The sequence below is a fragment of the Haloarcula rara genome (assembly GCF_029338235.1).
Lineage (GTDB): Archaea > Halobacteriota > Halobacteria > Halobacteriales > Haloarculaceae > Haloarcula > Haloarcula rara.
On sequence record NZ_CP119785.1, the window covers coordinates 2,976,820 to 2,990,202 of the forward strand.

Here is a 13,383-nt window from a genome sequence, read left to right on the forward strand (position 1 = left end):
CGGAGGGGAGTTATGAGCGAACACGCCAAAGCTCCGGCCGACGAAGAGACGACCGCGGACGAGACCGACGAGCAGGCGCCCGTCACCACTGGCGCCCAGTCCGTCGTCCGGGCCTTGGAGAACGCCGGTGCGGAGTACATCTTCGGCGTTCAGGGCGGGGCCATCATGCCCGTCTACGACGCGCTGTACGACTCCGACCTCAACCACGTGACGATGGCCCACGAGCAGGGGGCGTCCCACGCCGCCGACGCCTACGGCATCGTCACGGGCAAACCCGGCGTCTGTTTCGCGACCTCTGGACCGGGCGCGACGAACCTCGTCACCGGTATCGCCGACGCCAACATGGATTCGGACCCGATGATCGCCCTGACCGGCCAGGTCCCAACGGAGTTCGTCGGCAACGACGCGTTCCAGGAGACCGACACGGTGGGAATCACCCAGCCGGTCACCAAGGAGTCCTACTTCGCGGCCGATTCGGACACCGTCGGCGACGACGTCGGCGAGGCCTTCGCGCTGGCTGATGCCGGCCGACAGGGACCGACACTGGTCGACCTGCCCAAAGATATCACGCAGGGCGAGACCGACGTCGAGCCCGCCGAGGCGACGACCCCTGACACCTACGACGTCCAAGAGGAAGCTGACGACGAGGCCGTCCAGGAAGCAGCCGAAGCCCTGGCGGCCGCGGACCGGCCGGTCATCCTCTCGGGCGGCGGCGTCATCAAGGCCGACGCCTCCCCGGCGCTCCGTGAGTTCGCTATGGAATACGAGATTCCGGTCATCACGACGATGCCCGGCATCGGGTCGTTCCCGGAGGACCACGAGCTCTCCCTGGAGTGGGCCGGGATGCACGGGACCGGCTACGCGAACATGGCCATCTCGAACACGGACTGCCTGCTGGCCATCGGCACCCGCTTCGACGACCGCCTGACCGGCGGCGTCGATTCGTTCGCCCCGGACGCCGAGGTCATCCACGTCGACATCGACCCCGCCGAGATCTCCAAGAACATCTACGCGGACTACCCGCTCATCGGCGACGCCCGGGAGGTCCTGCGCCAGCTGTTCGACGCCATGCCACGGGCCCCCGACGTCGACGAGTGGCGCGAGCAGTGCCAGACCTGGAAAGACGAGTACCCGATGACCTACGACACGCCCGACGACGAGCCGCTGAAACCCCAGTACGTCGTCGAGAAATTCTCGGATATGACGCCGGACGACACCATCGTCTGTACCGGCGTCGGCCAACACCAGATGTGGGCCTCCCAGTTCTGGGAGTACACCGAACCCCGCACCTGGGTCTCTTCCCACGGCCTGGGGACGATGGGCTATGGCGTCCCCGCGGCCATTGGCGCCAAACTCGCCGCCCCGGACCAGGAGGTCGTCTGTTTCGACGGCGACGGCTCGTTCCTGATGACGGTCCAGGGCCTGTCGGTCGCGGTCCGCGAGCAGCTCGATATCACCTACGTCGTCCTGAACAACGAGGCGGTCGGGATGGTCCGCCAGTGGCAGGACGGCTTCTACGAGGGCCGCCGGATGGCTTCGGAGTATCCGTGGATTCCGCAGTTCGATAAGCTCGCCGAGGCCTTCGGCGCCCGCGGATTCCGTCTGGAAGCACAGGAAGACGTCGAAGAGACCATCGAAGCGGCGCGCGAGTACGACGGCCCGAGCGTCATCGACGCCCACATCGACCCCGGGGAGAACGTCTTCCCGATGGTCCCGAGCGGCGGTGACAACGGGAAGTTCGCGCTGCAGGAAGACCACCTGGAGGAACTCTAATGACTGGCGGAATGCCTGGCCCCGCGCCACACGACCGGATGCACCCCACGGGTCGACGGAACAAGCAAGGTATCCGAATCGACCCCGAAGCGGAAGTGACCCACGAGCCCCGACAGGCTGTCCTGTCGGCGCTCGTCAAACACAAGCCCGGCGTGCTGTCTGAGGTTTCGGCCCTCTTTTCGCGCCGGCAGTTCAACATCGAAAGTCTCACCGTCGGGCCGACGGTCGATGACGATACGGCCCGGATGACCATCCTCATCGAGGAGCCCGAGCCCGGCATCGACCAGGCGAAAAAGCAGCTCCGGAAGCTGGTCCCCGTCATCGAGGTGACGGAACTGGACCCGACTGCGCTCCGCCGGGAGCTCGCGCTCATCAAGGTCGGTGGGGAGAAACCGGACGACGTCAACGCCGTGGCGGAGATGTACGACGGGCAGGCCGTCGACGCCTCCACGGATTCGGTGACGGTCGAGATCACGGGCAGCAAGCAGAAAATCGACGCTGCCGTCGAGGCGTTCAAGCAGTTCGACGTGCAGGAGGTCGTGCGGACGGGGGCCGCCGCGCTGGAACGAGGCCCCACGACACTGGAGAAACATGACTGACGAACTCACGACAGAGGTCTACTACGACGACGACGCCGACGTATCGCACGTAACCGACGAGACAGTTGCAGTACTTGGCTACGGTTCGCAGGGCCACGCCCACGCGCTGAACCTCCACGACTCCGGTGTCGACGTCATCGTCGGCCTCCGCGAGGGTTCAAGCTCCCGGGAGGACGCCGAGGCGTCGGGCCTCACCGTGAAGACGCCCGACGTGGCGGCCGCCGAGGCCGACCGCGTCGTCATGCTGGTCCCCGACACCGTCCAGCCCGCAGTGTACGAGGCTATCCAGGACGGCCTGGAGCCCGGCGACACGCTGCAGTTCGCCCACGGGCTGAACATCCACTACGGCCAGATAGAGCCCCAGGAGGGCGTCGACGTGACGATGGTCGCGCCGAAATCCCCGGGCCATCTGGTCCGCCGGACCTACGACCGCGGCGAGGGCACCCCCGGTCTCATCGCAGTCTATCAGGACGCCAGCGGGGACGCGAAGGAAGGCGCGCTCTCCTACGCGAAGGCCATCGGCTGCACGCGAGCGGGCGTCATCGAGACGACCTTCCAGGAAGAGGTCGAGACGGACCTCTTCGGCGAGCAGGCGGTGCTGTGTGGCGGCGTCACCGAGATGGTGAAGGTCGGCTTCGAGACGCTCGTCGACGCGGGCTACTCCCCGGAGATGGCCTATTTCGAGTGCCTGAACGAGCTCAAGCTCATCGTCGACCTGATGTACGAGGGCGGCCACATGGAGATGTGGAACTCGGTCTCGGACACCGCCGAGTACGGCGGGCTCACCCGCGGTGAGGAAGTCATCAACCGCGAGGGGATGGAGAAGATTCTCGAGGAGATACAGAACGGCGAGTTCACCCGCGAGTGGATTCTCGAGAACCAGGCCGGCCGACCGAGCTACAAGCAGTACCGGCAGGCCGAACAGGAACACGAAATCGAGCAGGTCGGCGCCGGCCTGCGCGAGCTGTTCTCCTGGGGGGAACAGCAGGAAGAGGCGGAAGCCCCAGCGGACGATTAACATGACAGAGCAGATGAAAGACGTGGACCACACGCATCCACACACGAACGAGACGTTCGGCGCGGCCTTCACCCGCGGCCCGGCAGTGGCGGCCGACGGTGGTGAGCCGTCCAGCGGACGGCGAGCCTCGTCGGAGCCACGCTCCGACGGTGGGCAGGCTGACGCCGACGAGACGACCCAGACGATGGCAGATGTCGACCACGACTCCGCCGACGAGGGCGTCGACCGCGCCTACGAGCGCGGCACCGAAGGACGTGATGAGACCGTATGAGTGAAAACACGCTGTACGACAAGGTATGGGACCAGCACAAGGTAACGACCCTGCCCAACGGGCAGGACCAGCTGTTCGTCGGGCTCCACCTCATCCACGAGGTCACCAGCCCGCAAGCGTTCGGGATGCTCCAGGAGCGCGGCCTGGAAGTAGCCCGGCCTGACCTGACCCACGCCACGGTCGACCACATCGTCCCGACGGCGAACCAGGACCGGCCCTACTCCGACGACGCGGCCGAGCGGATGATGGCCGAACTGGAGGAGAACGTCCGCGACGCGGGCATCCAGTTCTCCGACCCGACGACGGGCGACCAGGGTATCGTCCACGTCATCGGGCCGGAGCAGGGCATCACCCAGCCCGGCAAGACCATCGTCTGTGGCGACAGCCACACCTCGACCCACGGCGCCTTCGGCGCCCTGGCGTTCGGTATCGGGACCAGCCAGATCCGCGACGTGCTGGCCACCCAGACCATCGCGATGGAGAAACAGAAGGTCCGCAAGATCGAGGTCACCGGCGAACTCGACGAGGGCGTCGAGGCCAAGGACATCATCCTCGAGATTATCCGCCGTCTCGGGACCGAGGGCGGCGTCGGCTACGTCTACGAGTACGCCGGCGAGACCATCGAGAACCTCGACATGGAGGGGCGGATGTCCATCTGTAACATGTCCATCGAGGGTGGCGCTCGCGCGGGCTATGTCAACCCCGACGAGACCACCTACGAGTGGCTGGAACAGACGGACTACTTCCAGGCGCACCCGGAGAAGTTCGACGAGCTGAAGCCGTACTGGGAGTCCATCCGCAGCGACGAGGACGCCGAGTACGACGACGTCGTCGAGATCGACGCCGGCGAGCTGGACCCGGTCGTCACCTGGGGGACCACCCCCGGCCAGGGTATCGGCATCGACGACCCGATTCCGGCGCCCGAGGACCTGGCCGACGACAAGGTCGACACCGCCCGACGCGCACAGAAGCACATGCGCGTCGAGCCCGGCGAGTCCATGGAGGGGTACGACATCGACGTCGCCTTCCTGGGTTCCTGTACGAACGCCCGCCTGCCCGACCTGCGCCGTGCCGCCCGCATCGTGAAGGGGCGCCAGGTCGACGATTCGGTGCGTGCCTTCGTCGTCCCCGGCAGTCAGCGCGTCCAGCACGCTGCCGAGGAGGAGGGTCTGAAGGACATCTTCGAGGAGGCCGGCTTCGAGTGGCGTAACGCCGGCTGTTCGATGTGTCTGGGGATGAACGAGGACCAGCTGGAGGGCGACGAGGCCTGTGCCAGTTCCTCGAACCGGAACTTCGTCGGCCGCCAGGGGAGCAAGGACGGCCGCACCGTGCTGATGAACCCCCGGATGGTCGCCGCCGCGGCTATCAACGGGAAAGTCTCCGACGTGCGCGACATCAAGGAGGTGACCTTAGCATGAGAAGCGAGACGCTACGCGTCTCGAAGACGCGAACGGGCGGAGCCCGTGAGCGCGCCGTGCGACCTGCTCAGCGCGAAGCGCTGGAGGTGGTCGCATGACCGACGCGACCGAGGAGATTCCGGAGGTCGACTACGTCGAGGGCACCGGTGTCCCCATCCGCGGGAACGACATCGACACCGACCAGATAATCCCGGCCCGCTTCATGAAGGTCGTCACCTTCGACGGGCTGGGCGAGTTCGCCTTCTTCGACCTGCGGTTCGACGACGACGACAACGAGAAGGACCACCCGCTCAACGAGGAGCGGTTCCAGGACGCCAACGTCATGGTGGTCAACAACAACTTCGGCTGTGGCTCCTCTCGCGAGCACGCCCCGCAGGCGCTGATGCGCTGGGGTATCGACGCCATCATCGGCGAGGGCTTCGCCGAGATTTTCGCGGGCAACTGCCTCGCGCTCGGCATCCCCACGCTGACGGCCGACCACGAGACCATCAACGAACTCCAGCAGTGGGTGGACGACCACCCCGACGGGGACATCGAGGTCGACGTCGCCGCCGAGACGGTCCGCTTCGGTGGGAAAGATATCAGCGTCTCCGTCGACGACGCCCAGCGGAAGGCCCTCGTCGAGGGCATCTGGGACACGACAGCGCTGATGAAGGCAAATCGTAACGCAATCGAGGAGACGGCCCGGAATCTGCCGTATCTGGACCATACGCGGTCGGACGTCGAAGCGGACGACTAGCCGCGAGGGCTTTTATGCCCGAGCTGTAGGCGTCCGCTTCGCAGAAGCAGACGATTAGCCACGAAGCGGTTTATCGTTGAGCCCTACGCGTCCGCTTCGCGGAAGCGGACCACTAACGGCGCTCGCTGTCTCGCATTCTCCGGCTGTCGACGGCAGGTTCGTTCACCAGCCGACCGCAGGTTCTGCCCGCGGTACTGGCTCCCGAGCCCCTGTGAGCCGACAGCCTGCGAACGGCGCCGGCGGGCTGGCCCGAAGTGGCGGCCAGTACCCGCTCACTACCCGATAAGCAGCCGCTAACAAACAGACCCGACTCGCCAGAGTGGGTATGGCCACCATCGACTCCGGCGAGCGGTCTCCACTCGCGGGATTCCGCGTGACAGGACAGACACTCCTGATGGTCGGATTCACGCTAGTCCAGACACTCACACTGGGGCTATGGCTGACCCTCGTCGCGGACGCACCGCCCATCTCCGCCCCCTCCGCCGTCGGGCTGGGGGTCCTCACCATCGGCCTGGTGGTCGAACACGTCCTCACGGACGCGACTGTCAACGGCGTCTCGGCCTCGGCGCTCCCCGGCAAACAGGCCCTCGTCGTGAGCGGTTCCGAGGCACTTCTGTGGGTACTGTGGCTGGGGGTCGCCCAGCGACTGGGCGGGGTCGACGGAATCCTCGCCGCGGGGGCGCTGTTTTCGGTGTTGCTGGTGCCCCTGCACACCGTCGAGGACAACGTCTTGCGCGGCGTCGCCCCCTTCGAAACGGTCGTCGACCTCGGGACCGCTGGGTTCAGCGTCGTCGAGGCCATCGGGGCGACGGTGTGGCTCCTGCTCGTCTTCGAGGGCGAGCAGTTCAGTGGGCTGCTCGCGGCGCTAGGATTGGGCGGTGTCGACCCGTCGGCGGTCGGCCTGGCGGCGCTGGGGGTCATCCTGCTTGTCGAGCACGATATCGGTGTGGCGCTGGCGAGAGCAGACTGAGTGGCGGGCTTCGGGCAAGCGGCTGCTTCTGTGTCGTGAAATTTTCTCGTCTGCTCACGTCGTCTGTGATATCAGTATATTTATCCATATGATTACGTACACCTTCTATAGGTGACGACAAGATGGGAACAAGACGGACCTTTCTAGGAGCTGTGAGCGCTGCGGGAATCGTTGGACTGGCGGGCTGTAGCGGCGGTGATTCCGGTAGTGAACCGACGGATAATGCAACCGATGAGCGGACTGACGAGGACGACGGCGGTGACGAAGCGGCCGACGCAGGCGTCTGGCTGTCGAAAGACGGCGGCGCTCGCAACTCGAGTTCGAACACGGCGATGGCGGGGCCCGCTTCCGAGCCGTCAGTCGAGGGGCTGTACGAACCGGATGGGTTCGACGACCTGGCGAGTGTCCCGATCGTCGAGGACGGAGTGGTCTACGCGGTCGCGGGCGAGACGTTACTGGCAGTCTCCGAGGAGGGTGATATCGAGTGGGAGTTCGAACTGGGCGACTCGGCGACGGTCGGTGCTACCACCCCTGCAGTCCGGGACGGGACCGTCTTCGTACCGACGTACAGCTCGCTCGTCGCGGTGGCCGACGGAGAGCGCCAGTGGGCGGTGAACCCGGGGAACGGTCCAGATGCCAGCCCCGTCACGACGGCGGAGGCGGTGTACCTCTCGACCGGGGACGCTGTTTACGCCTACAGCCACGACGGAGACGAGCGCTGGGCCGAGTCCACCGACGAATCAGTGGGCCGACCCGCCGTGGAGGGCTCGACGCTCTATCTGCTCAGCTCCGGGTTCGGGACGAACGTCGTCACTGCGCGTGAGACGAGCGACGGGAGCGAACGGTGGTCGGTAGAGCGACCCGTGACCGATTCGGTGCCGGTCGTCGCCGACGGGACGCTGTACGTGGCCGAGAACGCCAGCGAGGGGACCGCTGTCGTGGCGCTCTCGGGTGACGACGGTGACGTGATATGGGAATCCGACCCGGTCGCCGGGCGAGTGTCGGGCCGCCCCGCTGTCGCCGACGGTGTGGTCTACCTGAGTTCGACGGAGGAAGTCCACGCGTTCGATGCCGAAGACGGGTCGGCCGTCTGGGACTCGCCGTACGTCACGACGGCCACGATGGACGACCAGGTCCGGGCCGACTCGAACTCGGTGTACTTACACCAGAGCGGGTCTATCGTCGCCGTCGACCCGTCAGACGGTGAGCAGCGCTGGTCCGCGACCTTCGACGACAGCTCCTACGGCGGGTTTGCCGGTTTCTCTGTCGCTGCAGGCCGCGTCTACGTCGCTGGTGACGAACTGTTCGAACTCGCCTGAGCGGAACCGAACCATTTTCACTTGACGCCCGCATCTCCGGGGACATGACACACGAGATTGCGGTCATCCCCGGTGACGGTATCGGGCAGGAAGTCACGCCCGCCGCCGTGGACGTACTGGCGGCGATTGACTCGGTCGACTTCGACTTCGTCGAGGCCGACGCCGGTGACGCAGTCAAAGCCGAGACCGGCGAGGCGCTCCCCCAGGAGACTCGCGATATCGCCGCCGACGCCGACGCGACGCTGTTCGGCGCGGCCGGCGAGACCGCCGCCGACGTCATCCTCCCGCTGCGAGAGGTCGTCGGCTCCTTTGCCAACGTCCGGCCCGCCCGCTCCTACCCGGGCCTGGACGCCGTCCAGCCCGACACAGACATCGTCTTCATCCGCGAGAACACGGAGGGCGTCTACTCGGGCATCGAGAGTGAGATAACCGAGGGCGTGACGACGCTGACCCGCGTCATCACCGAAGACGCCTCGGCGAAGATAGCCGAGTTCGGCTTCGACTACGCGAGACAGAACGACTTCGACGACGTGACCATCGCCCACAAGGCCAACGTCATGCGCGAGACGGACGGCCTGTTCCTCGATGCGGCGAGCGCGGTCGGCGAGGACCGTGGCGCGGACTACGACACCGCGCTGATGGACGCGCTGGCGATGCACCTGGTCATGACGCCCGAGGAGTACGACGTCATCATCTGTCCGAACCTCGCCGGCGACGTGCTCTCGGACCTGGCGGCCGGACTGGTCGGCGGACTGGGCCTGCTTCCGTCGGCGAACGTCGGCGAAGAGAACGCCCTGTTCGAGCCCGTCCACGGCTCCGCGCCGGACATCGCCGGCGAGGGCATCGCGAACCCCTCGGCGATGATTCTCTCCGCCGCAATGTTGCTCGACCACCTGGGTTACGACGAGGAGGGCGACCGGGTCCGGGCCGCCGTCGAGTCGGTACTCGAGTCCGGCCCGAAGACGCCGGACCTTGGCGGCGACGCCGGCACTGATGAAGTCGCGGCCGCTGTGGTGGACGCGCTGTAAGCGAGTCCGAGCGCCACGGGCGACCTTTCGAGCAGAAACGAACAGAATCGGACGGAACTGCTAAGTTCGAGGCGGCCCAATGTTTGGGCAGATGCTCCCCGCCGAGCGAAAACGCACCATCGTCCAGCTTGTGACCGAACAGGACGGCTGTTCGGTCGCGACGCTGGCCGACGAACTTGAGTTCTCGAAAGCAACTATCCGCCGTGACCTCCAGGACTTAGCGGCCGAGGGGCGAATCGAGCGGTCCCACGGTGGCGCGGTCCCCGTCTCGTCGGCGGGGCGCGAGCGGTCCTACGACCAGCGCGAGGTCGACCATCTGGAGGCCAAACAGGCTATCGCGGCCCGCGCGAGCGAAGAGATACGCGACGGCCACGTGGTCTGTTTCGACGCAGGGACCACGACGACGGAGGTCGCACGAGCCGCGCCCGACAGCGGCTACGTCGGCGTGACGAATATGCCCGAACTGGGCCTGGAACTGGCAGACAGAGACGTCGACGTGAAGCTGACCGGCGGGACCGTCCGCCCGCGCAGTCACGCCTGTGTGGGGCCAGCCGCCGAGTCCTTTCTCGACCAGCGCAACTTCGATATCCTCTTTCTGGGGGCCAACGGGGTGACCGCCGACACGGGGCTGTCGACCCCCGACGAGGACGAGGCTGCGGTCAAGCGCGCCATGGTGGCAAACGCCCGGCGCGTCGTGCTGGTGGCCGACAGCTCGAAGTTCGGCGAGCGCAGTTTCGTCACCGTCGCCGACCCCGACGAGATCGACCTGCTGGTCACCGACGAGGCGCTCCCGGGCGAACTCGCGGACGCGTTCGCCGAGGCAGACGTCGTCGTCACAGGGGGCAACTGATGCACCTCACCGTGACGTTCAATCCGGCAGTCGACCAGACGCTGCAGTTCGACGAGCCGATGGCCCACGACCGGGTTATGCGCGCCGATTCGGCCCGCTTTGACGCCGCCGGGAAGGGCGTCAACGTGGCACAGTTCCTCACCGCGCTAGATACCGACGCCGTGGCTACGGGCGTCCTCGGTGGGTTCACGGGCCAGTTCATCCGCGAGCGTCTGGCCGCCGACGGCGTGTCGACCGCGTTCGTCGAGGCGGACGGGCCGACCCGGCTGAACACGACCGCGGTCGCCGACGGGGCCGAGTACAAGCTCAACCACGACGGACCGGCCGTCGACGGAGAGACGGTCACGGCAGTGGTCGAGACAGTCCGTGAGCGCGACCCGGACACCGTCGTGGTCAGTGGGAGCCTCCCGCCGGGTGTGACGACCGACGCAGTCGACGCCGTCGCGTCGGCCGGCGGCTGGGACACCGTCGTCGACATGGATGGCGACGCGCTCCGGGCACTCGACGAACGGTACGCGCTCTGTAAACCCAACCGCGAGGAGCTGGCCCGGGCGACAGATGCCGACGTCTCGACGGTCGAGGGCTGTGCGCGGGCCGCGTCCGAGTTCCGGGCGAGGGGTTCGACCGCGTGCTGGCTTCGCTGGGCGGTGACGGCGCCGTGCTGGCGACGGACTCGACGACGCTGCACGCCGGCGCCATCGACGTGGACGTGGCTGATACGGTCGGGGCCGGCGACGCGTTGCTCTCCGGGACACTCGCCGCGTGGGCCGACGGCGCGGACGACGCGACTGCGCTGCGAACCGGCGTCGCCGTCGCGACCCGTCTGGTCGAACGGCCCGGCACGTCGCCGCCGGCGTTCGACGGTCTCGACACCCGCCGCGAGGCGGTCTCCGTTCGGGAGCTATCTGTCTGAGGGCCCCCGCGGCCGAACAGCCTTTATATTCATATACCATTGTGTGGATATCGATGGGAGCGCGTAGCCTCGGCGGTGACCGTGGGATGTCCGAGTCTATCGGCATCGGACTGCTCGTCGGAATGACCGTCGTCGTGACGGCGGTGGTCGGCGTGAACGTGCTCGTCGTCGGTGAGGGCAGCGGTGACGGGATTCCACAGGCGAACTTCACCTACGATTACTCCGACGAAAACGGGCTCTTGCTCGTCACCCACAGCCGCGGCGACCCGATTCAGGCCGGCCGGCTGGAGTTCGAGGGACCGCGGGGCGAGCCGAAGGCAAACTGGTCCCAGCTGGCGAATACGAATCAGACGGAGATGGTAGACGAGGGCTCTATCGTCCAGCTCGGCGAGGGGGGCGCCTGGGGGCAGCGCGTCGGCTCCAGTGACACCATCACAATCTACTACAACGGCAGCGGGAACCGGACAGAACTCGATCGGTGGGACGGCGCCGAGAACACTGGTTTATAACGGTTCGTCTCAGTCCGCCGGAATGACGCTCTCCCCGTCAGCCACTGCGGGGCGACCGTACCAGTGGTCGAACGAGAGCGGCCCGGCGCCGAGCGTGAAGACGGCAGAGACCATCCCGAAGAGCGTGACGTGGGCCAGCACCGGGTCGTCGGGCAGGCCAAAGAGGGTCAGCGTAAACAGGATGAACGCCGTGGCGGCCATGCCGCGGGTAAAGAAGCCCGCGATGAGCGCGATACCGACCGCTATCTCTGTGATGCCAGCGCCGACGACCCACAGGCCGGGGTCTACGGGGACAACGGCCGTGAGATTGTATTTTTCGACGACTTCCAGGACACTGGAGGGCTGGGAGAGCTTCTGGATAAGCCCCAGGTAAATGAAGGCTGCGCCCATGCCGACGCGGAGGATGACCGGGACGTAGGCGCGGAGCGGTCGCGTCCGCCCATCCAGGTAGGCCTTCAGGTGGTGAATCGGGTCGATACGCCCGTATATACTCCCGTCGGTGCTCGCGACCTCGAGCAGCATATCGTCGGCGCTGGGCCGCCCGCCGCCGAGGACGAACAGCGCGAGAAAGAGCGGGACGTACTCGATAGCCAGAAAGACGCTCGGCTCGGTCGAAAGCGCCCAGGCGTAGGTCACCAGTCCGAGCGTTGCAACGATACGGGTCGCGAGCCCGAACAGCGTGAAAAAGCCAAGCGCGATAAAGAGGACGCGCAGTAACGGGTTCGCACCGACGTTGAACGTCACCGTCGGAGCGAATATGTACCCCTGGAACCCGGCCCCGATGAGCGGCATCCCGACGGCGAGTCGGAGCATCCACGGGATGAGGTCGCCGTAACTTGCGAGTTTGTCCCGCAGGACGACGATATCCGTGATGGTCGGTCGCACGTAGAGGTACGCGGCGATACCGACGACCGTTACCAGCCCACTCCCGAGAAACAGCGCCGCGTTGAACGGGTCAGACAGTACGCCGACGGTAAAGGTCACTGCGTCTCTCGTCTCGGCGCCCGGCTCGGTCACGTAATCGACATGGGCCCTGACCGGCCGGCTGACGATAGCCGCCAGGAAAACTACTGTTGCAGCAATCGCTGGACGCGCAGTCATTACAGCCCCTAGACGGGCCAGAAACCTAATTCTGTTCCTCTCTGGAGCAAACGATTTTCGATAGTGTCCCAGTCACAGGGACTCGAGTACTGTCCTGCTACGGGGCAGGCGGCACGCTCGCGGTGGCGAAACCAGGCTCGACACGGCGGCTGCGACCAGTCAGCCATGATTTCTCAGCACTTTGACAGTGACTGACACAACTCGGCGAACGCTGGGCGGTGGAATTATGTTTGGGCCAGTTGTACCTACTCCCCAGTGAGCGTCAACATCGAGACAACGGTCGTCGACCGGGGCAGCGACGAGTACGTCGACGCAGCGTGGCAGCTCAAGGAGGATATCCGCCGCTCCGAGGGTGTACTCCGTCAGCGACGCGGCTTCTTCCGCAGCGCCTATCGCCGTTCGACGGTCTATCTCTACCTCGACCGCGCGGCCGACGCCCTCATCGGCTTCGCCGCGGTCCGCAGAGATGGCTACATCCTCTTTCTCGCCGTCGACGCCGACTACCGCGGCCACGGCTTCGGCAAACGTCTCATCGCCCGCGTCAGCGAGGACTACGGCTCTGTCACCTGCCACGCCCGGTCGACAAACGAGGAGGCGCTGGAGTTCTACCAGCACATCGGCTTCGAAGTACGTCGCCGCATCGACAACTACTACGAGGACGGCGGGGACGCCTTCTATCTGAAACTCGGCGACGATTCGATCACCGAGAAGCTCTCGAAGCTGTTGCGGGGCTAGGGCTCGCTGTTCCTTCGGTGACAACTATAGACGGTTCTGGCTGTCGAGAGTGTGGTACCGGATAAACGGCGGTCTGTCCGATAACACCAATTCACCCTACTCCTGCAGCCCCTAGACGAGAACCCTTTTGAACCGCTCTG

General features: G+C 66.1%; 13 protein-coding genes and 1 pseudogene. 13 read left to right on the forward strand and 1 reads right to left on the reverse strand.

The window, feature by feature from the left end; translation table 11 throughout:
* Positions 1-12: 12 nt before the first annotated feature.
* The 12 genes and pseudogenes from ilvB (at position 13) to P1K32_RS15980 (ending at position 11,407) form a co-directional block, all read left to right on the forward strand.
* Positions 13-1,773, forward strand: a complete 1,761-nt coding sequence (ilvB, locus tag P1K32_RS15925) for a biosynthetic-type acetolactate synthase large subunit (RefSeq protein WP_276250670.1) — start codon at positions 13-15, stop codon at positions 1,771-1,773.
* The gene (gene ilvN, locus P1K32_RS15930) at positions 1,773-2,372 is read left to right on the forward strand and encodes an acetolactate synthase small subunit (RefSeq protein ID WP_379691306.1); all 600 of its coding nucleotides are present in this window, start codon (positions 1,773-1,775) and stop codon (positions 2,370-2,372) included. The genes ilvB and ilvN overlap by 1 nt, the downstream gene beginning before the upstream one ends.
* Positions 2,365-3,390 (forward strand): ketol-acid reductoisomerase, encoded by a 1,026-nt coding sequence (gene ilvC / locus P1K32_RS15935; RefSeq protein WP_276250671.1) that lies wholly within the window; start codon positions 2,365-2,367, stop codon positions 3,388-3,390. Before ilvN ends, ilvC begins: the two co-directional genes overlap by 8 nt.
* 1 nt (position 3,391) lies before the next feature.
* Complete coding sequence (locus P1K32_RS15940) at positions 3,392-3,661, forward strand: DUF7989 family protein (protein WP_276250672.1); 270 nt, start codon at positions 3,392-3,394, stop codon at positions 3,659-3,661.
* Positions 3,658-5,079, forward strand: coding sequence for a 3-isopropylmalate dehydratase large subunit (leuC, locus tag P1K32_RS15945; RefSeq protein ID WP_276250673.1), 1,422 nt, complete (start codon positions 3,658-3,660; stop codon positions 5,077-5,079). Before P1K32_RS15940 ends, leuC begins: the two co-directional genes overlap by 4 nt.
* Positions 5,080-5,173: 94 nt before the next feature.
* A complete protein-coding gene (leuD, locus tag P1K32_RS15950; RefSeq protein WP_276250674.1) occupies positions 5,174-5,818 on the forward strand; it encodes a 3-isopropylmalate dehydratase small subunit in 645 nt (214 codons plus the stop codon).
* A 325-nt stretch (positions 5,819-6,143) separates the two neighbouring features.
* Positions 6,144-6,788 carry a hypothetical protein gene (locus tag P1K32_RS15955; RefSeq protein ID WP_276250675.1) on the forward strand — a complete coding sequence of 215 codons (645 nt, stop codon included), beginning with the start codon at positions 6,144-6,146 and terminating at the stop codon, positions 6,786-6,788.
* Between the two features lie 152 nt (positions 6,789-6,940).
* Positions 6,941-8,107 carry an outer membrane protein assembly factor BamB family protein gene (locus tag P1K32_RS15960; protein WP_276250676.1) on the forward strand — a complete coding sequence of 389 codons (1,167 nt, stop codon included), beginning with the start codon at positions 6,941-6,943 and terminating at the stop codon, positions 8,105-8,107.
* Between the two features lie 44 nt (positions 8,108-8,151).
* A complete protein-coding gene (locus tag P1K32_RS15965; RefSeq protein ID WP_276250677.1) occupies positions 8,152-9,135 on the forward strand; it encodes an isocitrate/isopropylmalate dehydrogenase family protein in 984 nt (327 codons plus the stop codon).
* Positions 9,136-9,226: 91 nt separating this feature from the next.
* Entirely contained in the window at positions 9,227-9,985 is a 759-nt protein-coding gene (gene glpR / locus P1K32_RS15970) for an HTH-type transcriptional regulator GlpR (RefSeq protein ID WP_349682136.1), read from the forward strand.
* Positions 9,985-10,898 (forward strand): annotated as a pseudogene (gene pfkB / locus P1K32_RS15975) (1-phosphofructokinase). The gene glpR and the pseudogene pfkB overlap by 1 nt, the downstream one beginning before the upstream one ends.
* Positions 10,899-10,951: 53 nt before the next feature.
* On the forward strand, positions 10,952-11,407 hold the full coding sequence (locus P1K32_RS15980) for a type IV pilin domain-containing protein (protein WP_276250679.1): 456 nt from the start codon (positions 10,952-10,954) through the stop codon (positions 11,405-11,407).
* 9 nt (positions 11,408-11,416) lie between these two features.
* On the opposite strand, the gene P1K32_RS15985 is transcribed toward P1K32_RS15980, so the two are convergent.
* The gene (locus P1K32_RS15985; protein ID WP_276250680.1) at positions 11,417-12,508 is read right to left on the reverse strand and encodes a DoxX family protein; all 1,092 of its coding nucleotides are present in this window, start codon (positions 12,506-12,508) and stop codon (positions 11,417-11,419) included.
* Positions 12,509-12,763: 255 nt separating this feature from the next.
* Between P1K32_RS15985 and P1K32_RS15990 the strand changes: the two genes are divergently transcribed.
* The gene (locus P1K32_RS15990; RefSeq protein WP_276250681.1) at positions 12,764-13,243 is read left to right on the forward strand and encodes a GNAT family N-acetyltransferase; all 480 of its coding nucleotides are present in this window, start codon (positions 12,764-12,766) and stop codon (positions 13,241-13,243) included.
* Positions 13,244-13,383 lie beyond the last annotated feature (140 nt).

Bases quoted from the DNA above. Each gene is read 5' to 3' on its own strand.
- ilvN (WP_379691306.1), top strand. From the start codon at position 1,773: ATGACTGGCGGAATGCCTGGCCCCGCGCCACACGACCGGATGCACCCC.
- P1K32_RS15980 (WP_276250679.1), top strand. From the start codon at position 10,952: ATGGGAGCGCGTAGCCTCGGCGGTGACCGTGGGATGTCCGAGTCTATC.
- glpR (WP_349682136.1), top strand. From the start codon at position 9,227: ATGCTCCCCGCCGAGCGAAAACGCACCATCGTCCAGCTTGTGACCGAA.
- P1K32_RS15940 (WP_276250672.1), top strand. From the start codon at position 3,392: ATGACAGAGCAGATGAAAGACGTGGACCACACGCATCCACACACGAAC.
- P1K32_RS15965 (WP_276250677.1), top strand. From the start codon at position 8,152: ATGACACACGAGATTGCGGTCATCCCCGGTGACGGTATCGGGCAGGAA.
- ilvB (WP_276250670.1), top strand. From the start codon at position 13: ATGAGCGAACACGCCAAAGCTCCGGCCGACGAAGAGACGACCGCGGAC.
- ilvC (WP_276250671.1), top strand. From the start codon at position 2,365: ATGACTGACGAACTCACGACAGAGGTCTACTACGACGACGACGCCGAC.
- P1K32_RS15955 (WP_276250675.1), top strand. From the start codon at position 6,144: ATGGCCACCATCGACTCCGGCGAGCGGTCTCCACTCGCGGGATTCCGC.
- P1K32_RS15985 (WP_276250680.1), bottom strand. From the start codon at position 12,508: ATGACTGCGCGTCCAGCGATTGCTGCAACAGTAGTTTTCCTGGCGGCT.
- leuD (WP_276250674.1), top strand. From the start codon at position 5,174: ATGACCGACGCGACCGAGGAGATTCCGGAGGTCGACTACGTCGAGGGC.
- leuC (WP_276250673.1), top strand. From the start codon at position 3,658: ATGAGTGAAAACACGCTGTACGACAAGGTATGGGACCAGCACAAGGTA.